Below are 19,836 nucleotides of genomic sequence, written 5' to 3'. Positions count from 1 at the left end.
AAAAACGCCTGGAGCGTTTTATGACGTCGCCTGCGACGGTCCGCAGGCGGGCCTCCTGCTGGCATTTCGGCAATTCACAGCAGCCGCAACGGCGCTACACTGCGCGCCTCGAACGATGCTGCAGGCGGAGGTGGCGGTGCGGATTCTGCTGGTCGAAGACCATCCGCAATTGGCGGAAAGCGTGGCCCAGGCGCTCAAGGGCGCCGGCTGGACGGTGGACGTGCTGCACGACGGGGTGGCCGCCGACCTGGCGCTGGCCAGCGAGGACTACGCCCTGGCGATCCTCGATATCGGCCTGCCCAGGCTCGACGGCTTCGCCGTGCTGGCACGCCTGCGCGACCGCGGCCAGCGCCTGCCGGTGCTGATGCTGACCGCCCGTGGCGAGGTCAGGGACCGCGTGCACGGCCTCAACCTCGGCGCCGACGACTACCTGGCCAAACCCTTCGAACTCTCCGAGCTGGAGGCGCGGGTCAAGGCCCTGCTGCGCCGCAGCGTGCTCGGCGGCGAGCAGTTGCAGCGCTGCGGCACGCTGGTTTACGACCTCGGCGCGCGGCGCTTCAGCCTGGACGGCGAGGCGCTTGCCCTGACTGCCCGCGAGCAGGCGGTGCTGGAGTCGATGATCGCCAGGCCGGGGCGGGTGATGAGCAAGGAACAGCTGGCCGCCCAGGTGTTCGGCCTGGACGAGGAGGCCAGCGCCGACGCCATCGAGATCTACGTCCACCGCCTGCGCAAGAAGCTCGAGGGCAGCGCGGTGCGTATCGTCACCTTCCGCGGCCTCGGCTACCTGCTGGAGGCGATCGAGGCATGAGCCGCAGCGCCAGCCTGCGTGGCCGCCTGCTGCGGCGCCTGGCCGTGCTGCTGGCGCTGATCCTGCTGCTGAGCAGTCTGAGCGCCTACTGGAGTGCGCGCCGCGCCGCCGATACCGCCTACGATCGCACCCTGCTGGCCTCGGCACGGGCGGTGGCCGACGGCCTGTACGCCGAGGACGGCACGCTGCGCGCCAACGTGCCCTACGTGGCGCTGGACACCTTCGCCTACGACAGCGCCGGACGCATCTACTACCAGGTGCTGGCGCCGGATGGCCAGTCGGTGTCGGGTTACGAGGACCTGCCGCGAGCGCCGCTCGGCACGCCGCGAACCGACGACTATCCGGCCCTGGCTCGGTTCTACGATGCCGAGTTCCGCGGCCAGGACGTACGCGTGGTCAGCCTGCTGCAGCCGGTCAGCGAGCCGTTGCTCAACGGCGTGGCCGAGATCCGCGTGGCCGAGACCCGCGGCGCACGCGAGCGCATGGCCCGCGAACTACTGGTCGGCACCCTGTGGCGCATGGGGCTGCTGTCGGTCAGCGCGCTGCTGCTGGTATGGCTGGCGGTGAGCCTGGCCCTGCGTCCGCTGGAGACGCTGCGCAAGGCGGTTGCCGACCGCGCCAGCGACGATCTGCAACCGCTGCCGGACGCCGGCCTGCCGCGCGAGGTGCTGCCGCTGGTGGAGGCGCTCAATCAGTTCAACGAGCGCCTGCGCGGGTTGTTCGAACGTCAGTCGCAGTTCATCGCCGACGCCGCCCACGAGCTGCGCACGCCGCTGGCGGCGCTCAAGGCGCGGATCGAACTGGGCCGGCGCGCCGAGCAGCCGCAGGAGTGGCGCAGCACCCTGGAGCAGGCGGCGCAGCACAGCGATCGGCTGACCCAGTTGGCCAACCAGCTGCTGTCGCTGGCGCGTATCGAGAGCGGCGCGCGGGCGATCACCGAAGGCGGCGCGCAGCGCATCGACCTCAGTCAGCTGGCGCGCGAGCTAGGCCTGGCGATGGCGCCGCTGGCCCATGCCCGCGGCGTCGCCCTGGCGCTGGAGGCCGAGCAGCCGGTGTGGATCGACGGCGAGCCGACCCTGCTCAACGAGCTGCTGAGCAACCTGATCGACAACGCCCTGGCACATACCCCGGCCGGCGGCAACCTGACCCTGCGGGTGCAGGCACCGGCGGTGCTGGAGGTGGAGGACGACGGCCCGGGGATTCCCGAGGACGAGCACCAGAAGGTCTTCGAGCGCTTCTACCGGCGCAGCGCGCAGGGCGGCGGCGCCGGGCTGGGGCTGGCCATAGTCGGCGAGATCTGTCGCGCGCACCAGGCGCAGATCAGCCTGCATCAGGTCGCGCCGCACGGCTTGCGGGTGCGGGTGGAGTTTGCGCCCGAGCAGCAGGAGCCCCGTTAGGGACCATCGGCACCAGCAACATGTAGGAGGGGGGCGCGGAGGCCGCGCCATTGCCTTTTTTTCCACGGCAGGAGCGCGGTTCAGGTTGCCGGCTATATCCGCCGCAACGGTGGATCGATAACGCGTGATCCACCCTACGCACTGCTGCAAATAGCAACAACCGCGGCCGGCGAAGCGGCGTACGGGGTGTCGTGCTGGCATTTTGCGATTGAGTTTTCTCCGCGTGCCTTGCACCATGGCCGCCGGGTGGATCTAGGGAATCCTTCAGGGTGCGCATAGGCCGGAGCGAAGTACAGTTTGCGTGGTGCCGGCCACGGCTGTGGACGGGGGTGTTGGCGATCCTGCTGGGCGCCGGCGTGCTGTCGGCCGACTGGGATTTCCAGCGCATCGGCCAGCGCGCCGAGCAGTTGTACGGGCCATCGCGCGAAGGCAGCGCGCGACTCGGCGACTGGCAGCGCCTGCTGCAGGAGCAGGTCGGGGCCGACGAGGCCGAGCAGCTCAAGGCGGTCAATCGCTTCTTCAACCTGCGCCTTCGCTTTCGCGACGACATCGAGCTGTGGCGGGTCGCCGATTACTGGGCGACCCCGGTCGAGGCGCTGCACCGTGGCGCCGGCGATTGCGAGGACTTCGCCATCGCCAAGTACTTCAGCCTGCGCCAGCTCGGCGTGCCCAGCGAGAAGCTGCGCATCACCTACGTCAAGGCGGTGCGCCTGAACCAGGCGCATATGGTGCTGACCTACTACGCGCAGCCCACGGCGACGCCGCTGGTGCTGGATAACCTGATCGACGCCATCGAGCCGGCCAATCGCCGCACCGACCTGGTGCCGGTCTACGCGTTCAACGCCGAGGGACTATGGCTGCCCGGCAGCGGCGGCGGCAAGCAAGTCGGGGACGCCAAGCGCCTGTCGCGCTGGCAGGATCTGTTGAAGAAGATGCGGGCCGAGGGATTTCCCTGATACGGGCCGGAAGGAGTCGTTGATGTCATTGTTCAAGCAGCTGTTCATCGCCATCTGCGCGCTGATGCTGGTGAGTTTCGCCGGCAGCTTCCTGGTCAGCGTGGAGAGTTCGCGCGAGCAGCAGGTCAACCAGCTGCGTGCCCACGCCCAGGATGCCGCGACCGCGCTGGGCCTGTCGCTGAGCCCGCATGTCGAGGACCTGGCGATGGTCGAGCTGATGGTCAGCTCGATCTTCGACAGCGGCTACTTCGAGAGCATCCGCGTGCTCGATCCGGCCAGCGACGCGGTGCTGGTCGAGCGCAGCGGCGTGCCGGTCAGTGGCGAGGCGCCGCAATGGTTCGTCGAGCTGGTCGACCTGGCCCCGGCCAGCGGCGATGCCATCGTCAGCGATGGCTGGCGCCAGGCCGCGCGGGTCGAGGTGGTCAGCCATCCGCTGTTCGCGGTCGGCAAGCTGTGGCAGAGCGCCCTCGGCATCCTGGCCTGGCTGGCGCTGAGCGGGGTGTTCTGCATCTTCCTCGGCGTGCTGCTGCTCAAGCGCCAGTTGCGCCCGCTGGATTACATGGTCGAGCAGTCCAACGCCATCGCCCGCCGCGAGTTCCTCAGCCTGCCGGAGCTGCCCAGGACCCCGGAGTTCCGCCGGGTGATCAATGCCATGAACCAGATGGTGGAGAAGCTCAAGGCGCTGTTCGCCGAGGAAGCCGCGCGCAGCGAGAAGCTGCGTGCCGAGGCCTACCAGGACAGCCTGACGGGCCTGGCCAACCGCCGCTACTTCGACCTGCAACTGCACGCCCGGCTGAGCGTCGAGGAACAGGCCTGCAGCGGCTACCTGCTGCTGGTGCGGGTCAACGACCTGGCCGGTCTCAACCAGCGCCGGGGCGGGCAGTACACCGACCAGTTGCTGGTGGCGGTGGCCGAGTTGCTGCACCAGTTCGGCGAGGGGCGCTTTCTCGCGGCGCGCAACCGCGGCGGCGAGTTCGCCGTCCTCGCCGCCGGCCTGCAGCGCACCGAGGCCGAGCAGCTGGCCACGGATCTGGATCAGGCCCTGGCCCGCCTGCAGCAGACCGGCGCCAGCGACTGCCTGCCGGTCGCCCATATCGGCCTGAGCGCTTTCGCCCCGGGCGACGAACCGGCCGACCTGTATCGGGCACTGGACGCCGCCCTGGCGCAGGCCGGCAGCCAGGGTCAGCAGAACTGGGCGAGCAGCGAGCACGAACGACAGGCGCCGGCCGTCGACGAGCAGCAGAGCTGGTACGGCCTGCTCGATCGGGCGCTCGAGCAGGGTCGTTTCGAGCTGTTCTTCCAGCCCGTGGTCGACGCGGCGCAGCCCACCCGCGTGCTGCATCACAAGGTCCTCGCGCGCCTGCTCGACGAGCGGGGCGAGCTGCTCCCCGCGGGGCGCTTCCTGCCCTGGCTGGAGCGCTTCGGCTGGAGCGCGCGGCTGGACCTGGCAATGCTCGACCGGCTGCTGGCGCACATGCAGACGCACGCCGAAGCCATGGCGCTGAGCCTGTCCGGCTCGACCTTGCGCGACCCGCAGGCATTGGCCGCGCTCTACGAGCGGCTGCGCCAGCATGCGCCTCTGGGCGGGCGCCTGACCCTGGAACTGGACGAGGACCAGCTACCCGAGCCGGTCGTCCTCGAAGCTCTGACCCAACGTCTGCACGGACTGGGTTTCGGTCTGGGCCTGCAGCATTTCGGTGGGCGCTTCAGCATGATCGGCAACCTGGCCAGGCTCGGCCTGAGCTACCTGAAGGTGGACGGCAGCTATATCCGCGCCATCGACCAGGAGAACGACAAGCGTCTGTTCATCGAGGCCATGCAGCGGGCGGCCAACAGCATCGACCTGCCATTGATCGCCGAACGGGTCGAGACCGAGGGCGAATGGCGGGTGCTGCGCGAGATGGGCTTGGCTGCGGTACAGGGGCGGCTGTTCGGCGAACCGGCACCCTGGCGCTGAAGTAATGGCGGCCAAACGCCGCGGCCCCGAGGAGATTCGGGCCGCGGTGGCTGGAGCAATGAATGTTCCCGGATGGCCTCCGGAGCAGGGGAGTGCCTAGATCAGGCCAGGTTCGTCGTCGTTGATCAGGCGTTGCAGCCCGCCGAGCGCGTCGCGCGCCTTGCTGCGGCCGACCAGCTTGGCCTGCGCGGCCTCGGGCAGGTCGGTGATGCGCACCACACCCTTGCGGATCAGCACGGCGATCAGGTCCTCCAGCACCCGGATCATGTCCAGGTCGCTCTGCTTCAACTGCAGCAGGCTGTTTTCCACGCTCTGGTTGGCATACCAGGCCTGAGCCTCCTGGCTGTCGGCGGAGATTTCGCCGTCCATACCGTCGAACGGCGCCGCCTCGACCTGCTGCAGGTTGCCCCAGGTGTCACGTCTCACATACAACATCGACCACTCCTTGCCCTAGCAGACTGTCGCAACGAACCCCCGCTACCTGAGGATAGCGGGGGGACACCATCAGGCGTGATCGATCTTGATGGTCGGATCGGCACCGGCGATCAGCGAGCTGATGCTGCTGGAGGAGAGATTCACTCCCGTCAGCTCGATGCTGGTATCGGCATTGGCCGTCGCGCCGCCGACGTCGTTGAGGTGCCCGGTGCTGCTGATCAGCAGGGTCGAGGTCCCCTCCGCGCTGGTGGCTAGCTGCAGGTAGTTGTCGATGTTGCCATCGGTTTCACCGACCAGCAGGTCGCGCAGGTCGATGCGGTCGCCCTCCGCGACATTGAAGTCGGTGATCGTGTCGTGACCGGTGTCGCCCGCCTTCCAGGTGAAGGTGTCGGCGCCTGCCCCGCCGAAGAGGATGTCGTCACCCTCGCCGCCGATCAGGATGTCGTTGCCGACGTCGCCGCTGAGGATCGAACCTTCCGAGCCGCCGAGGATGGTCCAGGCGCTGCTCTGGCCGCCGTCGCTGACCTGGATGGCGAGCGTCGGGGCATAGCCGTCGGGGAGGGGGCCATCGCTGATCAGGTAGATCTTGTCGGTGCCCGAGGTGGTGGTCGGGCTGGTCAGTAGGTCGGTATGGGCGCTCAAGTCGTACACCCCCTGGGCGTCGGGTGCGATCTCCTGGTAGCTGCCGTCGGCGTGGGCCACGCTGATGGTCGCGCCGTCCAGCAGGTCGCTGAGGGTCAGGCCGGTGAAGGTTTCGGCGGTGCCCACTTGGTCCTGGACCAGAGCGTAGACGTCGATCGGATAGGTGTAGTTAGTCGAACCGTCAACGTTGGTTGAGAAATCGATGAACTCGATTTGGAAACCATTGTTGGCTTTAGGTGCCCCATTGCCCGTGGGGAACGCGCTGGCAGCACCAAGGCCGATGGCCAAGCTGCTCATGTCGGAATCAAGCTTATATCGCACAGAGTCGGTGCCACCCTGGCTGAGCAATGCACCATCAATCAGAGAAACCAGGGTCGCCTGGGTGATGGTGCCACTGATGCCGGCCAGGTTTACAGACCATGTACCGTTGGCGTTGACGTCAGCAATCCGGGAAATGGAAGTCGTTTCAGTGACGCCATTGACGACATTACTGACTTCCAAATTCAGCGTGATCTTCAATGCCGTGCTGTAGTCCGGCTGGCTACTGGCCGTACTCAGGATGGAGCCATTGAGTGAGGCCTTTCCAGCAAGATCTTCCGCTTCCAGGGTGCTGCTGATCTGCACAGTATCGTCTGCGGAGTTTTTAAGATTGAGCGCCATGTACTGCATGCCAGCCGGGAAGTCGAAGGTGATGGCTTCATCATCTCCGATCCTTTGGCTTGCAGTGCCCGTCGCATCATCGGCGTTCACCCCTAGGTTGTTGCCGCCTGACCAGTTAAATACTCCGCTGCTGGCTTTTACAACTATGCCATTGTCGAGCACTACCTCTGACTTGCCATGCAGCAGCGTTGGGCCGTTGGAAGTGGTCAGGCTGCTGATCGAGGGGCTGCCTATCAAAAGGGATACATCGCTTGCCGGTACCGCATCCGCTACTGGCGCAATGTGGATATTACTAATGTCGGTATCGCTCAAGGCACCACCGGCACCCATGTTGCCCAGATCATTGCTGGTCATGGTCAGGGTGACGTTCCCGCTGGCATCGGCGACCGGGGTATAGACCGGCTGGCTGCCTGCATCGGCCAGGTAGGCGTTGATAGCGGCCAGCGTTCCGCTCAGCACCAGGCTGGCGCTGCCCGAGCCGGTCACCGTGACGCCGCCGGCATCGGCCGCGCTCAGCGTACCGCTGGCAACCGCCAGGGTAATCGAGACGAGGCCGCTGGCGACGTCCACGTCGCTGACCGACAGGCCGCTCAGTTTGAGCGGGGTATCCTCGTTGGTGGTGTAGTTGGCTGGCAGTTGGTTGACCGGTGCATCGTTGACCGGGTTGATCAGGATGGAAACGGTGGCCGGTGTTTGGTCCACATTGCCGGCCACATCGCTGGCGCGGTACTGGAAGTCGGTGCTGCCGTTCCAGTCGACATTCGGGGTGAAGCTCAGGCTGGCCTGGTTGCCGATGGCGGGAATGGCCTGACCGACCAGGACCGCCTGACCGTTGTAGCTCAGTGTGCCGTTCGTCGGCAGGCTGGTGATGGTGAAGTTGGCGATGCTGCTGGCCGCGTCGGTCGCGTTCAGCGTAATGGTGACGGGGCCGGAGTCCTCATTGGCAACCACGGCGACGTCAGCGGTTTCGGGTGCAGCGGTGTCGCCAATGGTGATGGTGGCGGAGCTGGATTCCGTATCGGTGCCATCTTGAGCCGTCGCGATCACGGTGACGCTCAGGCTGCCAACCGGGCTGCCCGGGAGCGTCATGGTCAGACCGCTGATGCTCACCGCTTGGGTGGTCGGATCCACCACCACCGCATAGCTGCCCGCATTGCTCAGGGGCAGCGTCCAGGTGCCGTCGCCATTGGCCGACCCGGCGGACAGGGTGGCGCCGGCGGGGACTGCGACCGTGACGCTGGCAATGGACTCGGAGTAATCGATGTCGGTCGGCGTTGCCGTGATGGTGAGCGGATAGCTGGTGGTGGAGGCGAACTCGATCGAGTTGATCAGGTAGTCATCGCCGTCCCGCGGCGCGGTGAACTCGATGCGGCTGATCGCGGCACCGGTGCTACTGGTCAGGGTGATGGCCGGATCGACGGCGTCGGTGATCCCGGCGAGCGTGTTGCTGCCGATCATGTTGCCGGCGCTGTCGTACAGGGTGTAGGTCGCTCGCTCGCCAGTGTGCAGCCAGGCGAAACTGACGGTCGCGCTCGCTACCGGCGCATCGAAGGTGACCACCAGGCGCTCCGATTGGCCGCCCGAATAGCCAAGCTCGGTGTCGGCACCGGAAGCCCCACCGACGACGCCGAAACCCACGGGGCTGCCGTTGCTGGAAATCACCCCGGTGCTGCCATCGGGATTGAAGGCCTGGACGGCGAAACCTTGTCCGCTGGCCGCCGCGTTCGCGCTGGTGATGGTGGTGACGCTGGTGCTGGCTGCGCCGATCTCGATGGTAACGACCGGCGCATCGGCAACCGGGGTGACATCGAAAGTAAGCGTACTGGGTGCAGTGGCGAACTGACCGGACTGGTCACTCACGGAGAAGCTCAGGCTGGCATAGCTGTCGCCACTGGCGTCATGGGCAGGGGTGAAGGTCAGGCTGTTGAGTTCGGCCAGGGTAATGACCTGACCGCTGCTCACCGAGGCGCCATTCAGCTGCAGCGAGCCCGCACTTGGCAGACTGTCGATGCGCACGGCCTGCAGGCTATCGCCGGCGTCGACGTCGACGAAACCGAAGTCGGCGGCGCTGAAGCTGTGGCTGCTGTCCTCGTTGAGGATGATGGTGTTGTCGGTGCCGGTGGGAGCATCGTTGACCGGGCTGACGTCGGTGAAGTTGAGTTCGGCGGTGTCGGTGAGGTCGCCATCGCTGAGGGTGTAGGTAGCGGTCGGTACCGGGCCGGTGTAGTTGGCGGTCGGGGTGAAGATGAAGCTGCCGTTGGCGTTGATCACCAGGCTGCCGACACCGGCGATGGTGGCAGTGCTGCCGGCGGCATAGACGGTGGCGTCACCGGCGACGGTGAACTGGGTGACGCCCAGGGCATCGTTTTCCGGATCACTGTCGTTGCCTATGACGTTGCCGCTGGCCGGGGTGTCTTCAGTGACGACGACCGGGCCGTCATTGACGGCCAGCGGTGCATCGTTGGCCGGATTGACGGTGAGGTTCACGGTCTGGGTCAGGGACTCGCCTGAGGCGGCGTCGGTGACGGTGTAGGTGAAGCTGTCGGCGCCATTGAAGTTGGCATCCGGGGTGTAGTCGTAGCTGCCGTCGGCGTTGAACACCAGGCTGCCGTGGCTGACGCCGCTGGCGAGGGCGAAGCTCAGGCTGCCGCCGGAGGTGGTGCTGTCGTTGCCGGCGACGCTGCCGCTGATCACGCTGTCTTCGGCGCCGCTGTTGCTGTCGTCGGCGGCGCTGAGGTCGGCGGCCGGATTGACGGTGAGGTTCACGGTCTGGGTCAGGGACTCGCCGGAGGCGGCGTCGGTGACGGTGTAGGTGAAGCTGTCGGCGCCATTGAAGTTGGCGTCCGGGGTGTAGTCGTAGCTGCCGTCGGCGTTGAACACCAGGCTGCCGTGGCTGACGCCGGTGGCGAGGGCGAAGCTCAGGGTGCCGCCGGATGTGGTGCTGTCGTTACCGGCGACGCTGCCGCTGATCACCGTGTCTTCGGCGCCGCTGTTGCTGTCGTCGGCGGCGCTGAGGTCGGCGGCCGGATTGACGGTGAGGTTCACGGTCTGGGTCAGGGACTCGCCGGAGGCGGCGTCGGTGACGGTGTAGGTGAAGCTGTCGGCGCCATTGAAGTTGGCGTCCGGGGTGTAGTCGTAGCTGCCGTCGGCGTTGAACACCAGGCTGCCGTGGCTGACGCCGGTGGCGAGGGCGAAGCTCAGGCTGCCGCCGGAGGTGGTGCTGTCGTTGCCGGCGACGCTGCCGCTGATCACCGTGTCTTCGGCGCCGCTGTTGCTGTCGTCGGCGGCGCTGAGGTCGGCGGCCGGATTGACGGTGAGGTTCACGGTCTGGGTCAGGGACTCGCCGGAGGCGGCGTCGGTGACGGTGTAGGTGAAGCTGTCGGCGCCATTGAAGTTGGCGTCCGGGGTGTAGTCGTAGCTGCCGTCGGCGTTGAACACCAGGCTGCCGTGGCTGACGCCGGTGGCGAGGGCGAAGCTCAGGGTGCCGCCGGATGTGGTGCTGTCGTTGCCGGCGACGCTGCCGCTGATCACCGTGTCTTCGGCGCCGCTGTTGCTGTCGTCGGCGGCGCTGAGGTCGGCGGCCGGATTGACGGTGAGGTTCACGGTCTGGGTCAGGGACTCGCCGGAGGCGGCGTCGGTGACGGTGTAGGTGAAGCTGTCGGCGCCGTTGAAGTTGGCGTCCGGGGTGTAGTCGTAGCTGCCGTCGGCGTTGAACACCAGGCTGCCGTGACTGACGCCGCTGGCGAGGGCGAAGCTCAGGGTGCCGCCGGAGGTGGTGCTGTCGTTGCCGGCGACGCTGCCGCTGATCACGCTGTCTTCGGCGCCGCTGTTGCTGTCGTCGGCGGCGCTGAGGTCGGCGGCCGGATTGACGGTGAGGTTCACGGTCTGGGTCAGGGACTCGCCGGAGGCGGCGTCGGTGACGGTGTAGGTGAAGCTGTCGGCGCCGTTGAAGTTGGCGTCCGGGGTGTAGTCGTAGCTGCCGTCGGCGTTGAACACCAGGCTGCCGTGGCTGACGCCGGTGGCGAGGGCGAAGCTCAGGCTGCCGCCGGATGTGGTGCTGTCGTTGCCGGCGACGCTGCCGCTGATCACCGTGTCTTCGGCGCCGCTGTTGCTGTCGTCGGCGGCGCTGAGGTCGGCGGCCGGATTGACGGTGAGGTTCACGGTCTGGGTCAGGGACTCGCCGGAGGCGGCGTCGGTGACGGTGTAGGTGAAGCTGTCGGCGCCATTGAAGTTGGCGTCCGGGGTGTAGTCGTAGCTGCCGTCGGCGTTGAACACCAGGCTGCCGTGGCTGACGCCGCTGGCGAGGGCGAAGCTCAGGCTGCCGCCGGAGGTGGTGCTGTCGTTGCCGGCGACGCTGCCGCTGATCACGCTGTCTTCGGCGCCGCTGTTGCTGTCGTCGGCGGCGCTGAGGTCGGCGGCCGGATTGACGGTGAGGTTCACGGTCTGGGTCAGGGACTCGCCGGAGGCGGCGTCGGTGACGGTGTAGGTGAAGCTGTCGGCGCCATTGAAGTTGGCATCCGGGGTGTAGTCGTAGCTGCCGTCGGCGTTGAACACCAGGCTGCCGTGGCTGACGCCGCTGGCGAGGGCGAAGCTCAGGCTGCCGCCGGAGGTGGTGCTGTCGTTGCCGGCGACGCTGCCGCTGATCACCGTGTCTTCGGCGCCGCTGTTGCTGTCGTCGGCGGCGCTGAGGTCGGCGGCCGGATTGACGGTGAGGTTCACGGTCTGGGTCAGGGACTCGCCGGAGGCGGCGTCGGTGACGGTGTAGGTGAAGCTGTCGGCGCCATTGAAGTTGGCGTCCGGGGTGTAGTCGTAGCTGCCGTCGGCGTTGAACACCAGGCTGCCGTGGCTGACGCCGGTGGCGAGGGCGAAGCTCAGGCTGCCGCCGGAGGTGGTGCTGTCGTTGCCGGCGACGCTGCCGCTGATCACGCTGTCTTCGGCGCCGCTGTTGCTGTCGTCGGCGGCGCTGAGGTCGGCGGCCGGATTGACGGTGAGGTTCACGGTCTGGGTCAGGGACTCGCCGGAGGCGGCGTCGGTGACGGTGTAGGTGAAGCTGTCGGCGCCATTGAAGTTGGCGTCCGGGGTGTAGTCGTAGCTGCCGTCGGCGTTGAACACCAGGCTGCCGTGGCTGACGCCGGTGGCGAGGGCGAAGCTCAGGCTGCCGCCGGATGTGGTGCTGTCGTTGCCGGCGACGCTGCCGCTGATCACCGTGTCTTCGGCGCCGCTGTTGCTGTCGTCGGCGGCGCTGAGGTCGGCGGCCGGATTGACGGTGAGGTTCACGGTCTGGGTCAGGGACTCGCCGGAGGCGGCGTCGGTGACGGTGTAGGTGAAGCTGTCGGCGCCATTGAAGTTGGCGTCCGGGGTGTAGTCGTAGCTGCCGTCGGCGTTGAACACCAGGCTGCCGTGGCTGACGCCGGTGGCGAGGGCGAAGCTCAGGCTGCCGCCGGATGTGGTGCTGTCGTTGCCGGCGACGCTGCCGCTGATCACCGTGTCTTCGGCGCCGCTGTTGCTGTCGTCGGCGGCGCTGAGGTCGGCGGCCGGATTGACGGTGAGGTTCACGGTCTGGGTCAGGGACTCGCCGGAGGCGGCGTCGGTGACGGTGTAGGTGAAGCTGTCGGCGCCATTGAAGTTGGCGTCCGGGGTGTAGTCGTAGCTGCCGTCGGCGTTGAACACCAGGCTGCCGTGGCTGACGCCGGTGGCGAGGGCGAAGCTCAGGGTGCCGCCGGAGGTGGTGCTGTCGTTACCGGCGACGCTGCCGCTGATCACCGTGTCTTCGGCGCCGCTGTTGCTGTCGTCGGCGGCGCTGAGGTCGGCGGCCGGATTGACGGTGAGGTTCACGGTCTGGGTCAGGGACTCGCCGGAGGCGGCGTCGGTGACGGTGTAGGTGAAGCTGTCGGCGCCATTGAAGTTGGCGTCCGGGGTGTAGTCGTAGCTGCCGTCGGCGTTGAACACCAGGCTGCCGTGGCTGACGCCGGTGGCGAGGGCGAAGCTCAGGCTGCCGCCGGATGTGGTGCTGTCGTTGCCGGCGACGCTGCCGCTGATCACCGTGTCTTCGGCGCCGCTGTTGCTGTCGTCGGCGGCGCTGAGGTCGGCGGCCGGATTGACGGTGAGGTTCACGGTCTGGGTCAGGGACTCGCCGGAGGCGGCGTCGGTGACGGTGTAGGTGAAGCTGTCGGCGCCATTGAAGTTGGCGTCCGGGGTGTAGTCGTAGCTGCCGTCGGCGTTGAACACCAGGCTGCCGTGGCTGACGCCGGTGGCGAGGGCGAAGCTCAGGCTGCCGCCGGATGTGGTGCTGTCGTTGCCGGCGACGCTGCCGCTGATCACCGTGTCTTCGGCGCCGCTGTTGCTGTCGTCGGCGGCGCTGAGGTCGGCGGCCGGATTGACGGTGAGGTTCACGGTCTGGGTCAGGGACTCGCCGGAGGCGGCGTCGGTGACGGTGTAGGTGAAGCTGTCGGCGCCATTGAAGTTGGCGTCCGGGGTGTAGTCGTAGCTGCCGTCGGCGTTGAACACCAGGCTGCCGTGGCTGACGCCGGTGGCGAGGGCGAAGCTCAGGGTGCCGCCGGAGGTGGTGCTGTCGTTACCGGCGACGCTGCCGCTGATCACCGTGTCTTCGGCGCCGCTGTTGCTGTCGTCGGCGGCGCTGAGGTCGGCGGCCGGATTGACGGTGAGGTTCACGGTCTGGGTCAGGGACTCGCCGGAGGCGGCGTCGGTGACGGTGTAGGTGAAGCTGTCGGCGCCATTGAAGTTGGCGTCCGGGGTGTAGTCGTAGCTGCCGTCGGCGTTGAACACCAGGCTGCCGTGGCTGACGCCGCTGGCGAGGGCGAAGCTCAGGCTGCCGCCGGAGGTGGTGCTGTCGTTGCCGGCGACGCTGCCGCTGATCACGCTGTCTTCGGCGCCGCTGTTGCTGTCGTCGGCGGCGCTGAGGTCGGCGGCCGGATTGACGGTTATGCTGACCGTGGCCGTGCTGCTGGATGCACCATCGCTGATGGTGTAAGAAAAATTCACCTGGCCGTTGAAGTTGGCGTCAGGGGTGAATAGCAGTTGGCCATCGCTCAGGGTGACGCTGCCATTGCCGACCTTGACCGAAGAACCTTCGCTGATGGCTTGGCCATCAATCCGGGTGATGCTCAGGGTATCGCCATCGGGATCGCTATCGTTGTTCAGTACGTCGATACGGATGCTGCCATCTTCATCGAGGTTGAACTCATCGTCTTGCGCATTGGGGGCGTTGTTCACCGGTTGGTCGATCGAGACGTCGTCGTTCTGCTCGGCAGCGCCGAGGTCATCGTCTTGCGTCTCGGTCGTCAGGTTCAGGCCTTCGGTCTCGAACCCCACCGTCGGATCCAACTGCCCGCCCGTTTCATCCAGCAGCACGAAGCTGTGGCCGCCACCCGCTGCGCCGCCGGAACCGCCGGTCGCACCAGGACCCGCCGCGGTGGGCTCGAGCTCTGCGGTCGGGTCGAAGCCGGCGGCGATGGCCTGTTCCAGCTCCGAAGCCGGCTCGTTCGCCGCGGGTTCGGCGGTTTCGCTGGAGGCGGCTTGCCAGGTGCCGTTCGCTCCTACGTCGAGCAACTCGCCGTTGGCCAGCTCCAGGGTTGCCGCAGCGCCCGACTCGGTCAGTAGCTGTTCGCCCTGGAGCAGACGATCACCTTCGAAAACCTGGCGCTTGAAACCCTCTAGGGAAACGGCGAACACCTGACCAACAAGGCTCTTCACGATAGCGACGAAATTGCTCATGCCTAAGCTCCGGGCGCACGGCGGCGCAGTGTGATCCTTTGGGAATAGCGCCACGGTCGCGGACGAAAGCAACCGGTGGCGATTTAATGGCGTCAATAACCTGGCTTATCTCTATATGGAATTAGCTTAGCGCCAGACTATTGACCGCTTGGTCGCGATCATAAACAATCGCCGCCGCTAATGTCACTTTGATATTGATCACTTCTTGGTGTGATGTGGATCACGCTAAATGGAAGTGGCCAATACCTGTTGTTGGTGCGATTGCCCTGTAGCGATTGGCCCCCGAGGGTTGGCATGCGGTCGACCCTAACCTGAAAGGAATCCTCCAGATCATGCGCTTCACCACCGTTCTTCCCTTGGTTCTTGCTGTTTCCCTGTCGGCTCACGGGCAAACCCTCAGCGAGGCGATGCAAAGCGCGCTCGACGTGCATCCGGAGATCCGCGCAGGCGCCAACGCCCGCTTGTCTGTCGAAGAACAGATGAAGGCGGCCAGGGGAGGGTATTTGCCGCAGGTCGACCTGCTCGCCGGTTATGGTCGCGAAGGCACCGATAGCCCGAGTACTCGTGGCACCAGCCACGACAGCGAGACGCTGACCCGCGGCGAATCCACGCTGCGCTTGCAGCAGATGCTGTTCGACGGCTTCGCCACCCGCAGCGAAGTCGGTCGCCAGCGCGCCACCGTCAACGCCCGTGCCTATGAACTGCTGGGCACTTCCGAGCGCACCGCGCTGGAAGTGGCCCAGGTCTATCTGGAGGTGCTCAAGCGCGAGGAACTGGTTCGTCTGGCCGAGGACAACCTGCGCAGCCACGAGCGTATCTACGACCAGATTTCGCTGCGCAGCCAGCGGGGTGTCGGGCGCATGGCCGACCTCGATCAGGCCGAAGCGCGCCTGGCCCAGGCACGCAACAACCTGATCACCGAGCAGACCAACCTGGCCGATGCGCGGGTCAACTACTTCAGCGTGGTCGGTCGCGAACCCGGCGAGCTGAGCCTGCCCCAGGGGCTGCCCGGCGGCTTGCCGGAAAGCCTGCAGGCCGCGCGTGAGGAGATGCTGGCCAACAACCCCTTCCTGAGTTCGGCCGAGGCCGACGTGCAGGCCACCGAGCAGCAGTACCAGGCCGCCAAGTCGTCCTTCTACCCGCGCTTCGATGCCGAGCTGTCGCGCAATGCCGACAACAACCTGGATGGCGTGTCGGGTCACAGCAACGAATGGCAGGCGATGTTGCGTATGCGCTACAACCTGTTCGCCGGCGGCAGCAACAAGGCCGACCTGCAATCCAAGGCGCATCAGATCAACCAGGCCATGGACATCCGCAACAATGCGCTGCGCGTGCTGGTCGAGGACCTCGGCCTGTCCTGGAACGCCTTGGACAACGCCCGCCAGCAGCTGCCGATCGCCCAGCAGTACGTCGACTACAGCAGTCGGGTGCGCGAGTCCTACCAGAAGCAGTTCACCCTCGGCGAGCGCAGCCTGCTCGATCTGCTCGACAGCGAGAACGAGCTGTTCACCGCCTCCCGGCGTCTGCAGGAAGTGCGCTTTACCGAGCTGTTCACCCAATACCGGATCAAGGCCAGCATGGGCTCGCTGCTCAAGAGCCAGGGCGTGGTGGCGCCGATGGCGTCCGCGCCGCTGGATGTGGTCAAGGCCAACGTGCAGTTGCCCGGTTTGAACTGAGTGCCATTTCCCCGCAAGAGTGAATCGTCGTGGCAGTAGACCCGGGCCTGGCCCAGACCCGTAGCGATCCGCGTGATCGCTACGACGACCCGCTGCTCGACAGCCTGCTGTCGCTGTGCGCGCTACACCAGAAATCGGTCAGCCGGGCCATGCTCACCGCCGGCTTGCCGTTGCCGGAGCAGCGTCTGACCGCCGAGTTGCTGCCGCGCGCGGCGGCGCGCGCCGGCTTGCAGGGGCGCTGGTTGCGCCGCGGCCTGCGCCAGATCCCGCAGCTGGCGATGCCGGCGCTGCTGCTGTTGCGCGACGGGCGCAGTGCGTTGCTGCTCGGCTGGGACGAGCAGGGGCGGGCGCGCCTGATGCCCAGCGAGAGCGAAGGCGGCGAGGTGCGGGTGAGTGCCGAGGTGCTGGCCGAGGACTACCGCGGCCAGGTGTTCTTCGCCCAGCCGCAGCACAAGTTCGACCTCAACCGCGGCGAACTGATTCCGCGGGCCAACGCCTGGTTCCGCGATACCCTCAGGCGCTCGCGCTGGCTCTATCTGGATGCCATCGCCGCCAGCCTGCTGATCAACCTGATCGGCCTGGCCACGCCGCTGTTCGTGATGAACGTCTACGACCGGGTGGTGCCCAACCAGGCCGTGGCCACCCTCTGGGTGCTGGCGATCGGCATCAGCGGCGCCTTTCTGTTCGACCTGCTGCTCAAGACCCTGCGCGGCCTGTGCCTGGATCTCGCCGGCAAGAAGACCGACCTGATCATCTCCGCCACGCTGTTCGAGCGCATCGTCGGCATGGCCATGAAGCACCGCCCGGCGCGGGTCGGCAGCTTCGCCCAGAACATCCACGAGTTCCAGAATCTGCGCGATTTCCTCGCTTCGCTGACCCTGGCCAGCGTCATCGATTTGCCGTTCACCCTACTGATCCTCGCGGTGATCGCGATGATCGGCGGGCATCTGGTATGGATTCCGCTGCTGGCCTTTCCCCTGGTCGCCCTGATCGGCTGGGGGCTGCAGCGACCGCTGGCCGACACCATGCGGCGCAGCATGGCGCTGGCCGCCGAGCGCCAGTCGAGCCTGATCGAAAGCCTGGCCGGTCTGGACGCGGTCAAGGTCAACAATGCCGAGAGCGAGCGTCAGTACCTGTGGGAACAGACCATCGGCACCCTCGGCCGCCTGGAGCTGCGTGCGCGCATGCTGTCCAGCCTGGCGATGAATTCCACGCTGTTGCTGCAGCAGCTGGCCGGGGTGGTGATGATAGTGCTGGGGGTCTACCAGATCATCGCCGGCAACCTCAGCATGGGCGGCCTGATCGCTTGCTACATGCTCAGCGGCCGGGCCCTCGGGCCGCTGACGCAGATGTCCGGTCTGCTCACCCGCTACCAGCAAACGCGGGTCACCCTCGATTCGGTCAACCAGATGATGGCGTTGCCGCAGGAGCGCCAGGAAGAGGAGCGCCCGCTCAAGCGCCAGGCGCTGCAGGGGGCGATCGAGTTCCGCCAACTGGACTTCCATTATCCCGATCAGCAGCAGGCCGCCCTGGAGAAGATCAACCTAGTGGTTCGCCCCGGCGAGAAGATCGGCATCATCGGCCGCAGCGGCTCGGGCAAGAGCTCGCTGACCAAGCTGATCGTCGGCCTCTACCAGCCGGACGGCGGCAACCTGCTGGTCGACGGTATTGATGTGCGCCAGCTGGACGTCAGCGACCTGCGCCACAACATCGGCTATGTGCCGCAGGACATCCAGCTGTTCTCCGGCACCCTGCGCGACAACCTGGTCGCCGGTGCGCGCTACGTCGAGGACGAACTGGTGCTGCAAGCCGCCGAGCTGGCCGGCGTGCACGAATTCGTCCGGTTGCATCCCAAGGGCTACGAGCTGCAGGTCGGCGAACGCGGGCAGAACCTCTCCGGCGGCCAGCGGCAGAACGTCGCCCTGGCCCGCGCGCTGTTGCTCGACCCGCCGATCCTGCTGCTCGACGAGCCGACCAGTTCGATGGACAACACCGGCGAGGAGCGCCTCAAGCAGCGCCTGGCCGCGGTGATCGGCAACAAGACCCTGCTGCTGGTGACTCACCGCGCCTCGATGCTCAGCCTGGTGGACCGCCTGGTCATCGTCGACCGCGGCCAGATCATTGCCGACGGGCCCAAGGGGAGCGTCATGGAAGCGCTGAAGAAGGGGCAGATCAGTGTCGGCTAAGCAATCGTTCGCCGGCCTGGGCAAGGCCGTGGGTGGCTATTTCGGCGGCCGCGATGCGCTCGGCGACGAGCCCTTGCCGGAAGTAAGCAAGGCGTTGATCGAGGACGCGCCGCGCATCGTGCGCCTGACCATTTGGGGGCTGATCGCCTTCGTCGCCTTCTGCCTGCTGTGGGCGCATTTCGCCGTGGTCGACGAGGTGACTCGCGGCGACGGCAAGGCGATTCCCTCGTCGCGCCTGCAGAAGATCCAGAACCTGGAGGGCGGTATCGTTGCCGAGTTGTTCGTGCGTGAGGGCCAGGTGGTGAACGTCGGCGATTCGCTGCTGCGCCTGGACGATACGCGCTTCGCCTCCAACGTCGGTGAGACCGAGGCGGACCGCCTGGCCCTGCAGTTGCGGGTCGAGCGCCTGGGAGCAGAGGTACGGGGGGAAGAGCTGCAGGTTGGCGATGAACTGCGCGAGAAGGCGCCGCGGCTGGCCGAGAACGAGGTGCAGCTGTTCAACAGTCGGCGCCAGCAGTTGCTGGACGAGGTCGCCGGCCTGGAGCAGCAACTGGTCCAGCGCCGCCAGGAGCTGCGCGAATTCGCCTCCAAGCAGGCTCAGTACCGCAACAGCCTGGAGTTGTTGCGCCAGGAAATCCGCATGTCCGAACCCTTGGTGGCCGAGGGCGCGATTTCCCAGGTAGAGGTGCTGCGCCTCAAGCGCGCCGAGGTGGAGAGTCGCGGCGCGCTCGAGGCCACCACCCTGGCGATTCCGCGGGCTGAGGCGGCGATTACCGAGGTCGAGCGCAAGATCGACGAAACCCGTGGTCGTTTCCGCAGCGATGCCCTGACCGAACTGAACGAGGCGCGCACCGAACTGAGCAAGATCCAGTCCACCGGCAAGGCTTTGGAGGACCGGGTCAATCGCACCCTGGTCACCTCGCCGGTGCGCGGCATCGTCAAGCAGCTGCTGGTCAACACCATCGGCGGGGTGATCCAGCCGGGCAGCGATCTGGTGGAGATCGTGCCGCTGGACGACAACCTGCTGATCGAGGCGCGCATCCGTCCGCAGGACATCGCCTTCCTCCATCCCGGGCAGGAGGCCATGGTCAAGTTCACCGCCTACGACTACACCATCTATGGCGGCCTCAAGGCCGAGCTGGTGCAGATCGGCGCCGACACCGTCAGCGACGAGGAGGGCAACAGCTTCTACGTGATCCAGTTGCGCACCGACAGAAGTCACCTGGGCAGCGAGGAGCAGCCGTTGCTGATCATTCCCGGCATGGTCGCCTCGGTGGACATCATCACCGGCAAGAAAAGCGTGCTCAGCTATCTGCTCAAGCCGATCATCCGCGCCCGCGCCGAGGCGTTGCGCGAGCGCTGAGCTGTCCGCGCAGGGGCCTAGG

The 19,836-nt window shown here is 66.7% G+C and carries 9 protein-coding genes; 7 read left to right on the top strand and 2 right to left on the bottom strand.

What is annotated here, in order from left to right; translation table 11 throughout:
- Positions 1–136 precede the first annotated feature (136 nt).
- From ACUTAF_RS12320 to lapD, 4 genes are all read left to right on the top strand, one after another.
- A complete protein-coding gene (locus ACUTAF_RS12320) occupies positions 137–808 on the top strand; it encodes a response regulator (RefSeq protein WP_445580231.1) in 672 nt (223 codons plus the stop codon).
- Entirely contained in the window at positions 805–2,205 is a 1,401-nt protein-coding gene (locus tag ACUTAF_RS12315; RefSeq protein WP_445580230.1) for a sensor histidine kinase, read from the top strand. The genes ACUTAF_RS12320 and ACUTAF_RS12315 overlap by 4 nt, the downstream gene beginning before the upstream one ends.
- A gap of 329 nt (positions 2,206–2,534) precedes the next feature.
- Entirely contained in the window at positions 2,535–3,161 is a 627-nt protein-coding gene (gene lapG / locus ACUTAF_RS12310) for a cysteine protease LapG (protein ID WP_445580229.1), read from the top strand.
- A gap of 22 nt (positions 3,162–3,183) precedes the next feature.
- The gene (lapD, locus tag ACUTAF_RS12305) at positions 3,184–5,118 is read left to right on the top strand and encodes a cyclic di-GMP receptor LapD (RefSeq protein ID WP_445580228.1); all 1,935 of its coding nucleotides are present in this window, start codon (positions 3,184–3,186) and stop codon (positions 5,116–5,118) included.
- 96 nt (positions 5,119–5,214) lie between these two features.
- Here the strand turns inward: lapD and ACUTAF_RS12300 are convergent, their stop codons facing one another.
- Both ACUTAF_RS12300 and ACUTAF_RS12295 read right to left on the bottom strand, forming a co-directional pair.
- Positions 5,215–5,553, bottom strand: coding sequence for a tryptophan synthase subunit beta (locus ACUTAF_RS12300; protein ID WP_445580227.1), 339 nt, complete (start codon positions 5,551–5,553; stop codon positions 5,215–5,217).
- 69 nt (positions 5,554–5,622) lie between these two features.
- Complete coding sequence (locus tag ACUTAF_RS12295; protein WP_445580226.1) at positions 5,623–14,589, bottom strand: retention module-containing protein; 8,967 nt, start codon at positions 14,587–14,589, stop codon at positions 5,623–5,625.
- Positions 14,590–14,921: 332 nt separating this feature from the next.
- Between ACUTAF_RS12295 and ACUTAF_RS12290 the strand changes: the two genes are divergently transcribed.
- Genes ACUTAF_RS12290 through ACUTAF_RS12280 form a run of 3 tightly spaced genes read left to right on the top strand, consistent with a single transcriptional unit; the run spans position 14,922 to position 19,814 of the window.
- A complete protein-coding gene (locus ACUTAF_RS12290; protein WP_445580225.1) occupies positions 14,922–16,265 on the top strand; it encodes a TolC family outer membrane protein in 1,344 nt (447 codons plus the stop codon).
- Between the two features lie 29 nt (positions 16,266–16,294).
- Entirely contained in the window at positions 16,295–18,451 is a 2,157-nt protein-coding gene (locus tag ACUTAF_RS12285; RefSeq protein ID WP_445580224.1) for a type I secretion system permease/ATPase, read from the top strand.
- A 16-nt stretch (positions 18,452–18,467) separates the two neighbouring features.
- Positions 18,468–19,814 (top strand): HlyD family type I secretion periplasmic adaptor subunit, encoded by a 1,347-nt coding sequence (locus ACUTAF_RS12280; protein ID WP_445582437.1) that lies wholly within the window; start codon positions 18,468–18,470, stop codon positions 19,812–19,814.
- Positions 19,815–19,836: the final 22 nt, after the last annotated feature.

Source organism: Pseudomonas sp. SP16.1 (assembly GCF_052682975.1).
The sequence above is the reverse complement of the archived record's forward strand: the minus strand, read 5'-3'. Positions and strand labels throughout refer to the sequence as shown.